Origin of the sequence: Streptacidiphilus alkalitolerans, assembly GCF_042511045.1 — a bacterium.
Taxonomy (GTDB): Bacteria; Actinomycetota; Actinomycetes; order Streptomycetales; family Streptomycetaceae; genus Streptacidiphilus; species Streptacidiphilus alkalitolerans.
On sequence record NZ_JBHEZX010000007.1, the window covers coordinates 152,682 to 168,448 of the forward strand.

A 15,767-nucleotide genomic window follows, 5' to 3' on the forward strand; every position below is an offset into this window, starting at 1 on the left:
GTCGGACGGACGGTCAGGAGCTGCGGCTCGGCGCGGTGGTGCTCACCCAGGGCACCCGCCCGGTCGAGCTCAAGGCGCTGCTGGACTCGGTCGCGGTCCAGCGCGGCCCCGCCGTCGAGGTCGTGGTGGTGGCCAACGGCGTGCCGCTGCCGTCGCTGCCCGACGGCGTGCGCGGGGTCGAGACCCCGGAGAACCTCGGCATCCCCGGCGGTCGCAACGTCGGCATCGAGGCCTTCGGCAAGGACGGCTCGGACGTCGACGTGGTGCTCTTCCTCGACGACGACGGGCTGCTGCCGCAGGACGAGGACGCCGAGCGGATCCGCGCGGCGTTCGCCGCCGAGCCGCGCCTCGGCATCGTCAGCTTCCGGATCGCCGACCCGGAGACCGGCGAGACCCAGCGGCGCCACGTCCCCCGGCTCCGGGCCGCCGACCCGCTGCACTCGTCCAAGGTCACCACCTTCCTGGGCGGCGCCAGCGCGGTCCGCAGCGAGGTCTTCGCCACGGCCGGGCAGCTCCCCGCGGACTTCTTCTACGGCCACGAGGAGACCGACCTGGCCTGGCGGGCGCTGGACGCCGGCTGGGACATCGAGTACCGCGCGGACATCCTGCTGAACCACCCGAAGACCCCGCCGAGCAGGCACGCGGTCTACAACCACAACATCGCCAGGAACCGGGTCTGGCTGGCCCGGCGCAATCTGCCGGCCGTCGTCGTCCCGGTCTACCTGGGCGTCTGGATGCTGCTCACCCTGGCCCGGCGCCCGTCCGGACCGGCGCTCAAGGCCTGGTTCGCGGGCTTCGCCGACGGCTGGCGCACCCCCTGCGGGCCGCGCCGTCCGATCCGCTGGCGCACGGTGTGGCGGATGACCAGACTGGGGCGCCCGCCGGTGATCTGACGCTCTGCCGCGCCCGTTTTGGCGGTATATGTACTGCCGGGTCGCCGGGTTCGTGAGAACGTCGGTAAGTGACCCAGTACAGCGGTGGTGTTCCGGCTTCCGGGCTCGCGGAGCCGGGCCCCGTGCTCAGCCCCGCCGAGTTGGCGGCGAAGTACGGCCTCACGGTCAGCGGGCGCCGGCCGAGCCTCACCGAGTACACCCGGGACCTGTGGTCGCGGCGCCACTTCATCCTGGCGTACGCGACCGCACGGGTCGCCGCCCTCTACACCACGGCGCGGCTGGGCTCGGCCTGGCAGGTGGTGACCCCGCTGCTCAACGCGGCCGTCTACTACCTGATCTTCGGTGTGCTGCTGGGCACCAACAAGGGCATCCCCAACTTCATCGCGTACCTGTGCACCGGTGTCTTCGTGTTCCAGTTCACCCAGTCCGCGGTCATGGCCGGGACCCGGGCCATCGCCGACAACCTGAGCCTGGTGCGGGCGCTGCACTTCCCCCGGGCCTGCCTGCCGATCGCCACCACGGTGATCCAGCTGCAGCAGCTGCTGTTCTCCATGATCGTGCTCGGAGTGATCATCCTGGCCACCGGCGAGCCGCTCACCCTCCGCTGGCTCCTGGTCGTCCCGATCCTGCTGCTGCAGACGCTGTTCAACACCGGTCTCGCGCTGGTCCTGGCCAGGATCGGGTCCAGGACCACCGACCTGTCGCAGCTGATGCCGTTCATCATCCGCACCTGGATGTACAGCTCCGGCATCTTCTGGAGCGTCGGCAACATCACCGCCGGGCACGCGTCCTGGATCGCCACGCTGCTCAACCTCAACCCGGCGCTGCTGTTCAACGAACTGATGCGGTTCGCCCTGATGGACTCGGTGCCGGCCAGCGCCATCCCGCACCACTCCTGGATCGCCGTCCTCGGCTGGGCCCTGCTGGCCTCGATCGGCGGATTCGTCTTCTTCTGGAAGGCCGAGGCGGAGTACGGCCGTGGCTGACACCGGGCCGGGTGGGCGGACGCCCACGGTCGTCGTGGACGACGTCCACATCATCTACAAGATCTACGGCGCGGGCGCAGGCAAGGGCTCGGCCACCTCCGCGCTGTCCCGGATCGCCAACCGCAGGACCTCCCCGGCGCTGCGGGAGGTGCACGCGGTCAGAGGCATCAGCTTCACCGCGTACAAGGGGGAGGCGATCGGCCTGATCGGTTCCAACGGCTCGGGCAAGTCGACCACCCTGTCGGCGGTGGCCGGGCTGCTGCCGACCGCCTCCGGGGCGATCTACACCGACGGGCAGCCCTCGCTGCTGGGGGTGAACGCGGCGATGATGAGCGATCTGACCGGGGAGCGCAATGTGGTGCTCGGCTGCCTGGCGATGGGCATGTCCTACGCCGAGGTCCGGGCCAAGTACCAGGAGATCGTGGACTTCTCCGGGATCAACGCGCGCGGCGACTTCATCTCGCTGCCGATGCGGACCTACTCCTCGGGCATGGGGGCGCGGCTGCGGTTCTCGATCGCGGCGGCCAAGACCCACGACGTGCTGCTGATCGACGAGGCGCTGTCGACCGGCGACGCCTCGTTCCAGCGGCGCAGCGAAGCCCGGATCAAGGAGCTGCGCCGGGAGGCCGGGACGGTCTTCCTGGTCTCCCACAACAACGCGGCGATCAGGGACACCTGTGACCGCACGATCTGGCTGGAGCACGGCGTCATCCGGGCCGACGGTCCGACCGAGGACGTCGTGGACCTGTACGAGGACTTCATGAAGGGCCGGAACTAGGACCGTAGCGGTGGGCCAGGTTCGGGTCGTCCAGCCACCAGGGCCGCATGCCCTCCTCGGGCTCCAGCGCCGCGGGCTCGGCGGTCCGCGCCGTGCCGGTCTTGGCGGCTGCCGTCTCCTGGTCCAGCTGGAGGTCCACCTCGATGGTGCGGGCCCGCTCCTCGCGGATCACCCGGACGATCAGGGCGACCAGGAAGGGCACCCCGGCGATGTCGCCGAGCCCCCAGAGCACCGCGCCGCCCCAGGACTGGTCGGTCCGCGGGGACATGCCCCAGGGACGGCCCAGCTCGGCCCAGTAGTGCGGGACCAGCAGGGTGGAGCCGAACACCAGCACGAAGCCCAGGGCGGCGTCGAAGATCACCTCGGCCACCGTGATCGCCACCCCGAGCAGCGGGTGGTAGTGCCGGGCCACCGGGTCGATCTGCAGCCGGGGCCAGAAGTAGGCCAGCCCCAGCAGTACGAAGGCCACATGGAACAGGATGTTGAAACCGGTGCTGGTCAGCGACAGCCGGTACCAGGGGCTGAAGTACAGCAGCCACGGCGGCACGATCAGCAGCACCGTCGACACCAGCGGGAACATCAGCACCTGCGCGGCCCGGCCGCGCACCGCCGCGCGCAGCCGCTCCCGGCGGCCCTCGGGGGCGGCCTCGACCAGCACGGTCACCGGGGCGCCCATGGCCAGCAGCAGCGGGACGACCATCAGCAGCAGCACCGACTGCACCGCCCGGTCGGTGAACAGGACCTTCTCGTAGACGCCGAGTCCGGCGCAGGTGGTGAACACCCAGAGCGCCATGCCGAGCAGGAACGCCGCGGTACGGCCGACCGGCCAGGCGGTGCCCGCCCGGCGCAGCCGGGACACCCCGAACAGATAGCCGACGGTGCCGAGCAGCGCGATCGCCAGCACCACCGGCTCCAGCTGCCAGGAGCTGAAGACCCGGCCGAAGGTCCAGGCCGGGGGCCCGGAGTAGGCCGCTGCCAGCTGCGTGTGGATCATGCCGCAACTCTCTCTTGTCGTGCCGTGCCTGCCGTGCCGAGTCCGCCGTCCGATTGTGCTCCTGGGCGTGGAGCGATCTTCACGCGGGGCCGTTGTCGGTGCCGGGCGGTAGGTTATTGGTGTCCTAACGTCACCGCACGGAAGCAGTCGTCTGATGACCGTTCGCGTCGCTACCTGGAACATCAACTCGGTCAACGCCCGGCTGCCGAAGCTGGTCGAGTGGCTGGGCTCGGCCGCCCCCGACGTGCTGTGCCTGCAGGAGCTGAAGTGCGCCACCGACGCCTTCCCCTTCGACGCGGTGCGCGAGCTCGGCTACGAGACCGCCGCGCACGGCAACGGCCGCTGGAACGGTGTGGCGATCCTGTCGAAGATCGGCCTGGAGGACGTGGTGCGCGGCCTGCCGGACCAGCCCGGCTACCTCGCCGAGGCGACCGGCGCCGAGGACGCGCTGATCGCCCCCGAGCCGGAGCAGGAGGCCAGGGCCGTCGCCGCGACCTGCGGCCCGGTCCGGGTCTGGTCGGTGTACGTGCCCAACGGGCGCGAGGTCGACCACGCCCACTACGCCTACAAGCTGGAGTGGCTGGCCGCGCTGCGCGAGGCCGTCCGCGAGGACACCGCGGGCGGGCGCCCGTTCGCCGTCCTCGGCGACTTCAACGTGGCCCCGACCGACGAGGACGTCTGGGACGTCGCCAAGTTCGAGGGCCTCACCCATGTCACCCCCGCCGAGCGGGCCGCCCTGGCCGACCTGCGCGCGGTCGGCCTGGCCGACGTGTTCCCGCGGGCGCTGAAGTACGACCACCCCTACACCTTCTGGGACTACCGGGCGCTGGCCTTCCCCAAGAACTACGGCATGCGGATCGACCTGACCTACGCCAACAAGCCCTTCGTCGAGGCCGTCAGCGACTCCTACGTGGACCGCGAGGCCCGCAAGGGCAAGGGCACCTCGGACCACGCCCCGGTGGTCGTCGACCTGGCGCTCTGACCGCCGTCCCGGCTCCGCCGGACGATGCCGGTGGCCAACAGGTACTGGGCCGTCAGATAACTGGCCATCACCCAGAAGCCGGCCGCCGGCAGCTGCGGCCAGTCGGCCAGGTCGCTGGCGATCAGGCTGTCCGAGAGCAGGAAGAGGCCGCCGCCGATCCCGGTGCGCAGCCCCGCGCAGGCGGAGCTGACGGCGGTCGCGGTCAGCAGCAGGCTGTAGACCGCGAGCGGGATCCGCAGCCCGGCGTCCAGGTCCGGCCAGAGCATGGTGATCAGCACCGCCCAGACCACCGCGTACGGGGCCGCCGTCCGCAGCAGCCGGGCCCGGTTCCGCAGCGCGCCGGTGCGGACGAACCGCGTCACGTAGCAGGCATGGGCCACGGCGAAACCGCCCATGCCGACCAGGAACCAGCTGCCGCCGAAGATCAGGAACAGGTCCCCGGCGCAGGACGCCAGCAGCGCGCCGAGCAGCAGCCGCGGCGCGGCCGTCCCGACCGAGGCCGCCAGCACGAGCATCAGCAGCGGCTTGGTCAGATCCGCGCCCAGCGACAGCCCGGTCAGCAGGAAGACCAGGTGCAGCACGGACAGGGCCGCGTAGCCGACTGTCGTCGTACGGGCCGTCGGACGGGCCGTGGGACGGGACGGGGTCACGCGGCGACCTGCGCGTCCGCCCGCTGCGGCGTACCGGCCGCGGCCAGGTCGGCGGGGCGCCAGCCAGGGCCCCGGAACAGGTAGCCGGCCCGCTCGCGCCAGTTCCTGGCGGCGGCGAGGTCGCGGCCGATCGCGGCGTACTCGTGGGTGGCCACCCGCAGCGGGTTGTAGGTGGTGATGTTCTTGGTGAGGCCGTAGACCGGCCGGTCGGTCTCGGCGGTGAAGGAGCCGAACAGCCGGTCCCAGACGATGAGGATCCCGCCGAAGTTGCGGTCCAGGTAGCCGCCCTGCGAGGCGTGGTGCACCCGGTGGTGCGAGGGGGTGTTGAACAGCAACTCGAACGGCCGGGGCAGGGTGCCGATCCGCTCGGTGTGGATCCAGAACTGGTAGACCAGGTTGACGGAGGAGCAGAAGGCCACGGCGGCGGGGGAGACCCCGAGCAGGACCAGCGGCAGGTAGAAGACACCGAAGGTCAGATCGGTCCAGGGCTGCCGCAGCGCGGTGGAGAGGTTGTAGTGCCGGCTGGAGTGGTGCACCACGTGCTGCGCCCAGAGCAGCCGGATCCGGTGGGTCGAGCGGTGCGCCCAGTAGTAGCAGAGGTCCTGGCCGAGCAGCATCAGCGGCACCGTGGTCCACCAGTGCAGCGGCACCCGCAGCGGGGTGGCCGCGTAGAGCAGGTTGTAGAGCGCGAACGCCGGAAGCTTCCAGCCGAGGTTGGTCACCAGGCTTCCGAGCCCCATGCTGAGGCTGGTCGCGGTGTCCTTCTTCGCGTACCCCTGCTCGTCCTCGTCGGGGTGCACGAAGAAGGAGACGATCTCCACGATCGTCAACAGCACAAAGGCGGGGACGGACCACAGCACGGCATCGGGCAGGTTCGGCATGCTGGGGAGCGTAGAACGGGGAGACTTCCCTGCATAGAGGTTGTTACTCACCCGTAGGAAAATCTCCCCGTTCTGTGCTCCACCGCCCCGCCGCTACCAGACCCGCACCGAGCCGCCGGTGGCGAAGGCTGGGCTGGTGGCGCCCGGAGGGGGAGTGGGTAGGGGTTGGGCGACGTCGGAGACCAGGGGGCCGGTCTTGGCGGCCAGGGCGTCCAGGGCGGGGAGGTCGAAGCCGTAGACCCGGGCGGCGTTGCCGCCGACCATGGCCGCGACCTCGGCGTACGGCAGGCCGGCGTAGGCGGTGCGCAGTGCCTCGGTGGTGTAGGGGAAGGTGCCCTCGTCGTGGGGGAAGTCGCTGCCCCACATGATCTTGTCCAGGCCGATCCGCTCGCGCAGCGGCACCTCGTGCGCCCGCATGAAGCTGGCGCCGACGAAGCAGTTGCGCTCCCAGACCGCGCGCGGCCCCGCGCCCATCGCCTCGGCCAGCCCCGCGCCGAACTTGGACTCCGCGGTGGACGCCCTGGTGGCCGCGCCGACCAGCCGCTGATGGTAGTAGTCCAGCATGTCCAGCACGCCCGGGATCCAGCCCGAGCCCTGCTCGGTCAGCACCAGCCGGAGCCCGGGGAAGCGCCGGAACGCCCCGCCGAACACCAGGTGCCACAGCGCCCGGTGCGAGAACCAGGTGGTCTCCACCATGAACACCGCCCGCGCGGCCGGCTCCTCGCCCAGCACCGGGCCGGCCGAGCCGCCGTGGTGGTTCACCGGCACGTCCAGCTCCGCGCACACCGCCCACAGCGGGTCGTACGCCGCCGAGTAGAGCTCGGGGACCGGCGACCCCGGCGGGACGCCCGGCAGCACCACCCCGCCGGTCAGCCCGGCCGCCCGGCAGCGGCGGATCTCGGCGACCGCCGCGTCCAGGTCGCCCAGCAGGATCTGGATCGTCCCGGCCCGGCGGCCCGGGGCGAGCGAGCAGAAGTCCGCCATCCAGCGGTTGTGCGCCTGCAGCCCGGCCCAGCGCAGCTCGTACTCCTCGGCGGTGGGCTGGGCCGCCGTCAGCGAGGTGCTGGGGTAGAACGGCGGGACGGTGTTGGGGAACACCACCTCGGCGACGATGCCGTCCTGCTCCAGCTCGGCGAGCCGACGGCCGCTGTCCCAGTTGCGGTCGGCCTCGGGGGCCTGCAGGTCGGCGAAGGGGTTGGTGTAGGCGGCGGCCCAGGCGTCGAAGGCCCCGTGGTGGCGCGAGGCCAGGTAGGGGCGGTAGTCCCGCAGGTCCGCCCCGGCGTGGCAGTCGGCGGAGACGACGGTGTACCGCTCAGGTTCTTGACGGGGTGTCACAACGTGCTCCCTTCCGTGGGCGCGGCCGTGCCGATGAGGGGGAAGTCGTGGCCGGTCAGCCAGTGCCGTCCGACCTCGCGGGCGGGGGCCCAGGCCGCCTCGACCGCCGACTGGTCCTCCGGCTGGCCCAGTTCGGCCGGGGTCGGGCCGATCCTGCGGGCCACCGGTGCGAGCTTCGCCAGGTCGAAGCCGAACACCTCGGCGCAGGACAGCCCCAGCATCTGCCGGGTCTCGGCCACCGGCACGTCGTGGAAGGTGGTCCGCATCCACTGCCGGGTGTTCGGCCAGGTCCCCTCCGGGTGCGGGAAGTCGCTGCCCCAGCAGATGTTGCCGACGCCGATCTCGTAGCGCTGCGCCAGTTCGCGCCGCTTGGTATTGGTCGCGGCGATGAAGCAGTTGCGGTCGACGTAGGCGCTCGGGGCCATGGTCAGCTCCGAGAACGGCGAGAGCTTCTTGCCGCCGTGCGCGCCGAGGTAGAGCCGGTCCATGAACCACAGCAGGTTGGGCAGCCACCAGCAGCCCGACTCGGCCACCCCGAACCGCAGCCCGGGGAAGCGCTCGAACACCCCGGACCAGAGCAGGAACCAGAGCGGACGGGAGGGCCAGAAGGTGACCTCGGTGACGTAGATCCCCAGGTGGTCGCCGTACTCATGGCGCGGGGCCGCGCCGGAGTGGGTGAGCACCGGCATCCGCAGCTCCTGGCAGACCGCCCAGACCGGGTCGTAGCGGCGGTGGTGATAAGGCTCTTTGTCGACCCACATGGACGGGATCATCACGGCGCGCAGCCCCGAGGCGTGCGCCCGGCGCACCTCGGCGACGACCAGCTCCACCTCGCCGGTGATCGGCAGCAGCGCCACCCCGGCGTGCCGCTCGGGGGCGGCGCTGTCCGCGATGAACTCCGCCAGCCAGCGGTTGTGCGCCTTGGCCCCGGCCATGCCCAGCACCGGGTCCTGGTCCCCGCTCAGCCCGAGGCCGACGCCGAAGGGGGCGGCGGTGGTGCTGTCCACGGCGTCGGCGTCCGGGAACACCACCTCGCCGGCCACGCCGTCGCCGTCCAGCTCCTTGTCGCGCTGCGCCGCGTCCCAGCCGCCGCGCAGGCCCTCCTCGTGGTCCTCGAACCACTTCTGCGCGAAGGCCTCGTTGCGCACCCCGAGCCTGGTCGCCTGCTCGCGCCGCGCGGACGCCTCGGCGAGGAAGCCGTCGAAGGCGGCGTGGTGCGCCGACTCCAGGTAGGGCCGGTACTGCTCGGTCGGCAGCCCGGCATGGCAGTCTGACGAGATGATCAGATAGGGGTCCTGCTGCTGACTGCTGGTCATCACTCCTCCTCGAGGATGAAGTGTTCGAGGTAGGCCGGGTTGCCGCGGTCCAGCATCGACTGGGACCTGGCCCGGATCTGCCGGTCGCTGTGCTCGCTCGCGGGCAGCATCCAGAACCGGTCCGCGCGGATGCCGTCCACCACCGTCCCGGCCACGTCCTCGACCGGGGTGAACTCGATCTGCTGCCCCGCGGCCTCCATCGCCGCCTCCCACTGCGCCAGGCTGCGGTAGGGGGTGCGCCGGGGCTTCTCCTTGGCGAAGCGGTCCGGCCGGTTGCGGTGCGACTCCCACAGGCCGGTGCGCAGCATGTGCGGGCCGGGGAACAGCACGGACGCGCCGATCGGCGCCCCCTCGGCGCGCAGATGCGCGTACAGCGACTCGGTCATGGTGACCACGGCGGCCTTGGTCACCGCGTAGACCGAGGCGGTGGGCAGCGGCGCGATCCCGCCGTCCGCGGAGGAGGTGTTGACGATGTGTCCGGGCGCCCCGGCCGCCAGCATCCGCGGCACGAACGCCTGGATGCCGTGGAACACGCCCCAGACGTTGACCGCGAAGGCCCACTTCCAGTCGTTGGGCTCGTGCTCCCACATCCGGCCCTCGGCCCCGGAACCGACCCCGGCGTTGTTGCACAGCACGTGCACCGCGCCGAAGGCTCCGTACGCCGCGTCCGCCAGGGCGTCCACACCGGCCCGCTCGGAGACGTCCGTCAGTACGCCCACCGCGGCCGCGCCGCGCTCGCGCAGGCCGGCCACGGCCTTGTCCAGCGCGGGCTCCTCTACATCGGCGAGCACCACCTTCAGGCCCTCGGCGGCGAAGCGCTCGGCCATGGCCAGGCCGATCCCGCTCGCCGCCCCGGTGACCACGGCGACCTGTCCGGGCAGCAGCTCCATCACTCGCCCCCGGTCGGGACGGCGGGCGAGGCCGGCGCCGGCGGTGCGTCCAGCACCTGCATCGGGTCGTCGTAGCGCTGGTGGACGTACGGCAGCAGCGCCCGCGGGCTCACCCGCTCCACCACCCGGCCGCGCTGGTCGGAGGTCTTCTCACCGATGGTGATCTCCAGCAGCCGGTGCACCGGCAGGTCCGCCACCGGGTCGAACGGCGACTCGCGCAGCAGCACCTCGCCCTCGATCCGCTCCAGCCGCCGGACCCGCTCGTTCCGGGTGCAGTGCACCAGCACCGGGTCCAGGTCGAAGCCCTCGCCGTCCACGGCGGGCAGGAACTTGAAGTAGAAGTCCAGCTTCTCGACCGGCGCGGGCGGTGGCAGTTCGCCGGTGACCCGGCCGCCGACCTCGACGAAGGTGATGCCGTGCCGGGTCAGCGTGGCGCGCACCCGGTCGCCCTCCCGCTCGACCGCGACCTCGCCCAGCTTCTTGGGCTCGCCGAAGACCTCGCGTCCGCCGATCAGCGCCCGCTCGGTGCTCATCGGCATCACCAGCGGGTACCAGCCGGTGTGCGCGCCGTGCTGCGCGCCGACCGCGAAGGAGCCCGCGCCCAGCGGTGAGCCGAACAGGTCGACCTGGCTGATGTTCACCCGGACCAGCGCCTGCTCGGCCGGCTTCAGCGGCGGCGGCAGCACCTGGGCGACCGCGTCCGGGTCGGTGGTCCACACCGCGACCACGCCGGTCGACCAGATGTCGGGCAGCACCGCGCGGCTGCTCTTCGCCGCCGCGATGTCGGCCTCGGAGCGCGGGCCGTAACGTACTCGTGCCATGGCAGAACCACCCTCTCGTCGCTTCGGTCTGTAACACTGTTACTCCGAACAGCGCGAAGGGTAAAGAGAAGTGACAACCCATCAGCAGTTCAGTCGGGAGGCGGTGCTGACCGCCGCCGAGGAACTGGTCCGGACCCGGGGTCCGCAGGCGCTGACCATGCGCAGGCTCGCCGCCGAACTCGGCGCGGCCGTGACCGCGATCTACTGGCACGTCGGCAACCGCGAGGCGCTGCTGGACGAACTGGTGCAGCGCACGGTCCGGGAGATGGGGCAGATCCGGGCGCGCGGGGCGACTCCGGCGGCGCGCGCCGAGTCGGTCGCGCTGGCGCTGCGGCGCAAGCTCCGGGAGCGCCCGCACCTGATCGCGCTGGTGCACGAACGCGGCCTGACTGAGCTGATGATGCTGCCGGCCCAGCGCGCCCTGGTCCACGAGGCGCATGCGGCGGGGCTGCGCGGCGAGGCGGCGGCGCAGGCGGTGCGGGCGGTGCAGTTCCAGGTCGTCGGCTTCGTCCTGGTGGAGCGCAACCGCGAACGCGCGCCCCGCCAGCAGCCCGGCGAACCGGACCTCTGGGACGTGGAGACCGCGGAGCAGGACCCGGCCCTGGCCGCCGCCCTGGCCCGCACCCCCGACCCAGAACGCCTCTTCGCCGCCTCGATCCGCGCCCTGGTGGGCTCGCTCTGGGGAGCCGAGGCCGGCGGCTAGGACCCGCTGGGGAGCAGACCGGAGGGGATGATGTCGGTCGGGATCGCCGTCGGCAGCTCATTGGTCGGCAGGTCGGTCGGGAAATCGCTGGGCAGGTTGGTGGGCAGGCCACTGGGCAGCCCGGTGGGGAGCCCGGTCGGCAGTCCGCTGGGCAGCGCGGGGGTGGTGGCCGGCGACGTCGAACCACCGCCGCTGCTACCGGACTTGCACGCGCTGACGCCACCCAGCACGGCGACCGCCCCGAGCGTCGCGGTCAAGGCCAGCGCGACTCTGCGGGACATGCGGGATGGAGCGGGGTGCGGCATGGTGTGTCCTCCTCGGACGGACGTTTCGGACGGCGGGTTCGAACGGCTGGTTCGAACGGGGGGCGCGTCGGACCGGGACCCCCATCCGTGCGGATGGCCTTTCCGCCCGTGCTGGTTCCGGGCCCGGTGGGTTTCCGGGTTCATTCTGCCTCGAAGATCCGCCGGAGGGGTCCCGATCCCGAGAGGCCGGGCTGTTCCGGGGCCGCGCGTTGACGTGATCGGAGTGTGCCGAGCGCCTATTCTCGAAACGGCTGCCCATGGGGGCCCGCGCGGCTCCGACCTGCCCGGGCACGGGCGGGAAACATGAACGTCTTCGCCGTGTTACGACCGACGTATTGTCAGCCCGCCGCTGGTGGTCCTAGGTTCTACGCACGTAGACAGAAGCGGGAGCCACTGCTCTGCCGACAGTAGAAGGTGAGGGTGTGTCATGTCTCAACCCGCCAACTCCGCCGAACTCAACAGCTCCGCCGAGCCGACCCAGGTGGTCCGCGCCGCCCTCGTCCAGACCAAGTGGACCGGCGACAGCGCCTCCATGATCGACCTGCATGAGCAGTACGCCCGCGAGGCCGCCGCGCAGGGAGCGAAGATCATCGGCTTCCAGGAGGTGTTCAACGCCCCCTACTTCTGCCAGGTGCAGGAGGAGGAGCACTACCGCTGGGCCGAGGCCGTCCCGGACGGGCCCACCGTCACCCGGATGCGGGCCCTCGCCGCCGAGCTGGGCATGGTCATCGTCGTCCCGGTGTACGAGGTCGAGCAGCCCGGCGTGTACTACAACACCGCCGCCGTGATCGACGCCGACGGCAGCTACCTGGGCAAGTACCGCAAGCACCACATTCCGCAGGTCAAGGGCTTCTGGGAGAAGTTCTACTTCAAGCCGGGCAACCTGGGCTGGCCGGTCTTCGACACCGCGGTCGGCCGGGTCGGCGTCTACATCTGCTACGACCGGCACTTCCCCGAGGGCTGGCGGGCACTGGGCCTGGCCGGCGCGCAGATCGTCTACAACCCCTCCGCCACCAGCCGCGGCCTCTCCGCCTACCTCTGGCAGCTGGAGCAGCCGGCCGCCGCCGTCGCCAACGAGTACTTCGTCGCCGCGATCAACCGGGTCGGGGTCGAGGAGTACGGCGACAACGACTTCTACGGCACCAGCTACTTCGTGGACCCGCGCGGCCGGTTCGTCGGCGAGCCCGCCTCCGACAAGGAGGAGGAGCTGGTGGTCCGGGATCTGGACCTGGGCCTGATCGAGGAGGTACGCCACCAGTGGGCGTTCTACCGCGACCGCCGTCCGGACGCCTACGGCCCGCTCACCGAGGCCTGAGCCGGGGTAGTAAGCGGAGACAGGAGCTACGAGGGGAATGAGCCGCACATGAGCAACCCGTCCGAGCCGAGCAACCCGTCCGGGCCGTCCGAGCCGAGCAACCCGTCCGAGCTGATCCACCGTCACCGGGCGGTCACCCCGTCCTGGCTGGCCGTCTACTACGCCGAGCCGATCGAGCTGACCCACGGCGAGGGGCGCCACGTCTGGGACTCGCAGGGCCGCCGCTACCTGGACTTCTTCGGCGGCATCCTGACCACCATGACCGCCCACGCGCTGCCCGAGGTCACCAAGGCCGTGGCCGAGCAGGCGTCCCGCATCCTGCACAGCTCCACGCTCTACCTCTCCAGCTCCATGGTCGAGCTGGCCGAGCAGATCGCCGAGCTGTCCGGCATCCCCGACGCCAAGGTCTTCTTCACCACCTCCGGCACCGAGGCCAATGACGCCGCCCTGCTGCTCGCCACCAGCTACCGCCGGTCCAACCAGGTGCTGGCGATGCGCAACAGCTACCACGGGCGCTCGTTCACCACCATCGGCATCACCGGCAACAGCTCCTGGTCGCCCACCAGCCTCTCCCCGCTGCAGACCCTCTACGTCCACGGCGGGGTCCGCACCCGGGGCCCGTTCGCGGAGCTGTCCGACGCCGAGTTCATCGCCGCCTGCACCGCCGACCTGGAGGACCTGTTGGGCCAGGTCGGCGGGAACGTCGCCGCGCTGATCGCCGAGCCGATCCAGGGCGTCGGCGGATTCACCAGCGGTCCTGACGGACTGTTCGCCGCCTTCAAGCGGGTGCTCGACCGGCACGGCATCCTCTGGATCAGCGACGAGGTGCAGACCGGCTGGGGCCGCACCGGCGACCACTTCTGGGGCTGGCAGGCCCACGCCGAGGCCGGTCCGCCGGACATCCTGACCTTCGCCAAGGGCATCGGCAACGGCCTGTCCATGGGCGGAGTGGTGGCCCGCGCCGAGGTGATGGACTGCCTCGGCGCCAACTCCATCTCCACCTTCGGCGGCAGCCCGGTCACCACGGCCGGTGCCCTGGCCAATCTGCGCCACCTGCTCGACCACGACCTGCAGGGCAACTCCCGCAGGATCGGCGCGCTGCTCAGCGGTCTGCTGCGGGCCGCCGACCTGCCGATGGTGCGCGAGGTGCGCGGACGCGGGCTGATGATCGGCGTCGAGCTGGTCGACAGCAGCGGCGAGCCCTCGGCCGCCGCCGCGGCGTCCACGCTGGAGCACGCCCGGGAACTCGGCCTGCTGATCGGCAAGGGCGGCCTGGCCGGCAACGTCCTGCGGATCGCGCCGCCGCTGTCGCTCACCGCGGAGGAGGCGGCCGAGGGCGCCGAGCTGCTGATCGAGGCGCTGCGCCGGGCGCAGGCCGAATCCACCGACCGGGCCACCACTGATCCGAGCACCACTGATCCGAGCACGACCGACCGGAGCACCGCTGACCGGAGCCAGGAGCGCGATCCCGTATGACACTTCCCCGTACCGTCATCCGCAACGGCCTCGTCGTCACCGCCGCGGAGGAGGTGCACGCCGACGTCCTGATCGAGGGCGAGCGGATCGTCGCCCTGGCCGCGACCGGCAGCTCCGCCGCCCAGGCCTGGACCGCCGAGACCGAGTACGACGCCACCGGGCGCTATGTCGTCCCCGGCGGCGTCGACGCCCACACCCATATGGAGATGCCGTTCGGCGGCACCTACGCCGCCGACACCTTCGAGACCGGCACCCGCGCCGCCGCCTGGGGCGGCACCACCACCATCGTCGACTTCGCGATCCAGTCGGTGGGCGGCAGCCTGCGGGACGGCCTGGACGCCTGGCACGCCAAGGCCGAGGGCAACTGCGCCATCGACTACGGCCTGCACATGATCATGTCGGACGTCACCGAGTCCAGCCTCAAGGAGATGGACCTGCTGATCGAGGAGGGGGTGACCTCCTTCAAGCTGTTCATGGCCTACCCCGGCGTCTTCTACAGCGACGACGGCCGGATCCTGCGCGCCATGCAGCGGGCCGGGAGCAACGGCGGCCTGATCATGATGCACGCCGAGAACGGCATCGCCATCGACGTACTGGTGGAACAGGCGCTGGCGGCGGGCCGCACCGACCCCCGCTACCACGGCGAGGTCCGCCGCGAACTGCTGGAGGCCGAGGCCACCCACCGGGCCATCCAGCTCGCCCGGGTGGCCGGCGGCACGCCCCTCTACATCGTCCACGTCTCCGCGGAGCAGGCCGTCGCCGAGATCGCGGGTGCCCGCGACCTGGGGCTGAACGTCTTCGGCGAGACCTGTCCGCAGTACCTGTACCTCTCCACCGACAACCTCGCCGAACCTGATTTCGAAGGCGCCAAGTACGTGTGCAGCACGCCGCTGCGCCCGCGCGAGCACCAGGCCGCGCTGTGGCGCGGGCTGCGCACCAACGACCTGTCCGTGGTCTCCACCGACCACTGCCCGTTCTGCTTCAGCGGGCAGAAGGAACTCGGCCGCGGCGACTTCTCCAAGATCCCCAACGGGATGCCCGGGGTCGAGAACCGGATGGACCTGCTGCACCAGGCCGTCCTGGACGGCCACATCAGCCGCCGCCGCTGGATCGAGCTCGCCTGCGCCACCCCGGCCCGGATGTTCGGCCTCTACCCGCGCAAGGGCACCATCGCCCCCGGCGCCGACGCCGACGTGGTGATCTTCGACCCGCACGAGCGGTACACGATGTCCGCCGCCACCCACCACATGAACGTCGACTACTCCGCGTACGAGGGCAAGCAGATCACCGGGCGGGCCCGGACCGTCCTGTCCCGCGGCAGCGCGGTCGTCCACGAGGGCGAGTACCTCGGCCGGGCCGGCCACGGCGCGTTCCTGCCGCGCGGCACCAGCCAGTACTTGATCTGACGCAGCTTGATCTGAACGTTCGTCATTTTTCCAGGA

Annotated in this window: 16 protein-coding genes; 8 read left to right on the top strand and 8 right to left on the bottom strand. The window is 71.5% G+C overall.

All coding sequences use genetic code 11. From position 1 onward, the window contains the following. Nucleotides 1-20: 20 nt before the first annotated feature. From ACEZDG_RS18015 to ACEZDG_RS18025, 3 genes are all read left to right on the top strand, one after another. Nucleotides 21-893: a glycosyltransferase family 2 protein gene (locus ACEZDG_RS18015; protein WP_380510970.1), complete on the top strand. Its 873-nt coding sequence runs from the start codon at nucleotides 21-23 to the stop codon at nucleotides 891-893. Nucleotides 894-1,015: 122 nt separating this feature from the next. Beyond that, nucleotides 1,016-1,879: an ABC transporter permease gene (locus ACEZDG_RS18020; RefSeq protein ID WP_380510261.1), complete on the top strand. Its 864-nt coding sequence runs from the start codon at nucleotides 1,016-1,018 to the stop codon at nucleotides 1,877-1,879. Then, nucleotides 1,872-2,657, top strand: a complete 786-nt coding sequence (locus tag ACEZDG_RS18025; protein ID WP_380510264.1) for an ABC transporter ATP-binding protein — start codon at nucleotides 1,872-1,874, stop codon at nucleotides 2,655-2,657. Before ACEZDG_RS18020 ends, ACEZDG_RS18025 begins: the two co-directional genes overlap by 8 nt. On the opposite strand, the gene ACEZDG_RS18030 is transcribed toward ACEZDG_RS18025, so the two are convergent. Further along, nucleotides 2,638-3,651 (bottom strand): cytochrome c oxidase assembly protein, encoded by a 1,014-nt coding sequence (locus ACEZDG_RS18030; RefSeq protein ID WP_380510266.1) that lies wholly within the window; start codon nucleotides 3,649-3,651, stop codon nucleotides 2,638-2,640. The genes ACEZDG_RS18025 and ACEZDG_RS18030 overlap by 20 nt on opposite strands. A 154-nt stretch (nucleotides 3,652-3,805) precedes the next feature. Here ACEZDG_RS18030 and ACEZDG_RS18035 point away from each other — a divergent pair, with 154 nt between their 5' ends. Then, on the top strand, nucleotides 3,806-4,633 hold the full coding sequence (locus ACEZDG_RS18035; protein WP_380510269.1) for an exodeoxyribonuclease III: 828 nt from the start codon (nucleotides 3,806-3,808) through the stop codon (nucleotides 4,631-4,633). On the opposite strand, the gene ACEZDG_RS18040 is transcribed toward ACEZDG_RS18035, so the two are convergent. From ACEZDG_RS18040 to ACEZDG_RS18065, 6 genes are all read right to left on the bottom strand, one after another. Continuing rightward, entirely contained in the window at nucleotides 4,558-5,283 is a 726-nt protein-coding gene (locus ACEZDG_RS18040) for a lysoplasmalogenase (protein ID WP_380510272.1), read from the bottom strand. The two genes, ACEZDG_RS18035 and ACEZDG_RS18040, sit on opposite strands and share 76 nt — an antisense overlap. Beyond that, nucleotides 5,280-6,164, bottom strand: a complete 885-nt coding sequence (locus ACEZDG_RS18045; RefSeq protein ID WP_380510275.1) for a sterol desaturase family protein — start codon at nucleotides 6,162-6,164, stop codon at nucleotides 5,280-5,282. Before ACEZDG_RS18045 ends, ACEZDG_RS18040 begins: the two co-directional genes overlap by 4 nt. 93 nt (nucleotides 6,165-6,257) lie before the next feature. After that, entirely contained in the window at nucleotides 6,258-7,499 is a 1,242-nt protein-coding gene (locus tag ACEZDG_RS18050; protein ID WP_380510278.1) for an amidohydrolase family protein, read from the bottom strand. Then, a complete protein-coding gene (locus ACEZDG_RS18055) occupies nucleotides 7,496-8,815 on the bottom strand; it encodes an amidohydrolase family protein (RefSeq protein WP_380510281.1) in 1,320 nt (439 codons plus the stop codon). Before ACEZDG_RS18055 ends, ACEZDG_RS18050 begins: the two co-directional genes overlap by 4 nt. Continuing rightward, nucleotides 8,815-9,705, bottom strand: a complete 891-nt coding sequence (locus ACEZDG_RS18060; protein ID WP_380510284.1) for an SDR family NAD(P)-dependent oxidoreductase — start codon at nucleotides 9,703-9,705, stop codon at nucleotides 8,815-8,817. The genes ACEZDG_RS18055 and ACEZDG_RS18060 overlap by 1 nt, the downstream gene beginning before the upstream one ends. Next, entirely contained in the window at nucleotides 9,705-10,526 is an 822-nt protein-coding gene (locus ACEZDG_RS18065; RefSeq protein WP_380510287.1) for an acetoacetate decarboxylase family protein, read from the bottom strand. Before ACEZDG_RS18065 ends, ACEZDG_RS18060 begins: the two co-directional genes overlap by 1 nt. Nucleotides 10,527-10,596: 70 nt before the next feature. Between ACEZDG_RS18065 and ACEZDG_RS18070 the strand changes: the two genes are divergently transcribed. Beyond that, nucleotides 10,597-11,229 carry a TetR/AcrR family transcriptional regulator gene (locus tag ACEZDG_RS18070; RefSeq protein ID WP_380510290.1) on the top strand — a complete coding sequence of 211 codons (633 nt, stop codon included), beginning with the start codon at nucleotides 10,597-10,599 and terminating at the stop codon, nucleotides 11,227-11,229. On the opposite strand, the gene ACEZDG_RS18075 is transcribed toward ACEZDG_RS18070, so the two are convergent. Beyond that, on the bottom strand, nucleotides 11,226-11,510 hold the full coding sequence (locus tag ACEZDG_RS18075) for a hypothetical protein (RefSeq protein WP_380510293.1): 285 nt from the start codon (nucleotides 11,508-11,510) through the stop codon (nucleotides 11,226-11,228). The two genes, ACEZDG_RS18070 and ACEZDG_RS18075, sit on opposite strands and share 4 nt — an antisense overlap. A 451-nt stretch (nucleotides 11,511-11,961) precedes the next feature. On the opposite strand from ACEZDG_RS18075, the gene ACEZDG_RS18080 reads away from it, so the two are divergent. Genes ACEZDG_RS18080 through hydA form a run of 3 tightly spaced genes read left to right on the top strand, consistent with a single transcriptional unit; the run spans nucleotide 11,962 to nucleotide 15,731 of the window. Then, entirely contained in the window at nucleotides 11,962-12,849 is an 888-nt protein-coding gene (locus tag ACEZDG_RS18080) for a nitrilase-related carbon-nitrogen hydrolase (RefSeq protein WP_380510296.1), read from the top strand. A 48-nt stretch (nucleotides 12,850-12,897) separates the two neighbouring features. Continuing rightward, nucleotides 12,898-14,325, top strand: coding sequence for an aspartate aminotransferase family protein (locus ACEZDG_RS18085; protein ID WP_380510299.1), 1,428 nt, complete (start codon nucleotides 12,898-12,900; stop codon nucleotides 14,323-14,325). Then, entirely contained in the window at nucleotides 14,322-15,731 is a 1,410-nt protein-coding gene (gene hydA / locus ACEZDG_RS18090) for a dihydropyrimidinase (protein WP_380510302.1), read from the top strand. Before ACEZDG_RS18085 ends, hydA begins: the two co-directional genes overlap by 4 nt. The last annotated feature ends 36 nt before the right edge of the window (nucleotides 15,732-15,767 follow it).

Excerpts from the sequence above, each read along its gene's own strand:
- ACEZDG_RS18060 (WP_380510284.1), bottom strand. The coding sequence starts at position 9,705 with ATGGAGCTGCTGCCCGGACAGGTCGCCGTGGTCACCGGGGCGGCGAGC.
- ACEZDG_RS18030 (WP_380510266.1), bottom strand. The coding sequence starts at position 3,651 with ATGATCCACACGCAGCTGGCAGCGGCCTACTCCGGGCCCCCGGCCTGG.
- ACEZDG_RS18065 (WP_380510287.1), bottom strand. The coding sequence starts at position 10,526 with ATGGCACGAGTACGTTACGGCCCGCGCTCCGAGGCCGACATCGCGGCG.
- ACEZDG_RS18055 (WP_380510281.1), bottom strand. The coding sequence starts at position 8,815 with ATGACCAGCAGTCAGCAGCAGGACCCCTATCTGATCATCTCGTCAGAC.
- ACEZDG_RS18080 (WP_380510296.1), top strand. The coding sequence starts at position 11,962 with ATGTCTCAACCCGCCAACTCCGCCGAACTCAACAGCTCCGCCGAGCCG.
- ACEZDG_RS18085 (WP_380510299.1), top strand. The coding sequence starts at position 12,898 with ATGAGCAACCCGTCCGAGCCGAGCAACCCGTCCGGGCCGTCCGAGCCG.
- ACEZDG_RS18035 (WP_380510269.1), top strand. The coding sequence starts at position 3,806 with ATGACCGTTCGCGTCGCTACCTGGAACATCAACTCGGTCAACGCCCGG.
- hydA (WP_380510302.1), top strand. The coding sequence starts at position 14,322 with ATGACACTTCCCCGTACCGTCATCCGCAACGGCCTCGTCGTCACCGCC.
- ACEZDG_RS18045 (WP_380510275.1), bottom strand. The coding sequence starts at position 6,164 with ATGCCGAACCTGCCCGATGCCGTGCTGTGGTCCGTCCCCGCCTTTGTG.
- ACEZDG_RS18075 (WP_380510293.1), bottom strand. The coding sequence starts at position 11,510 with ATGTCCCGCAGAGTCGCGCTGGCCTTGACCGCGACGCTCGGGGCGGTC.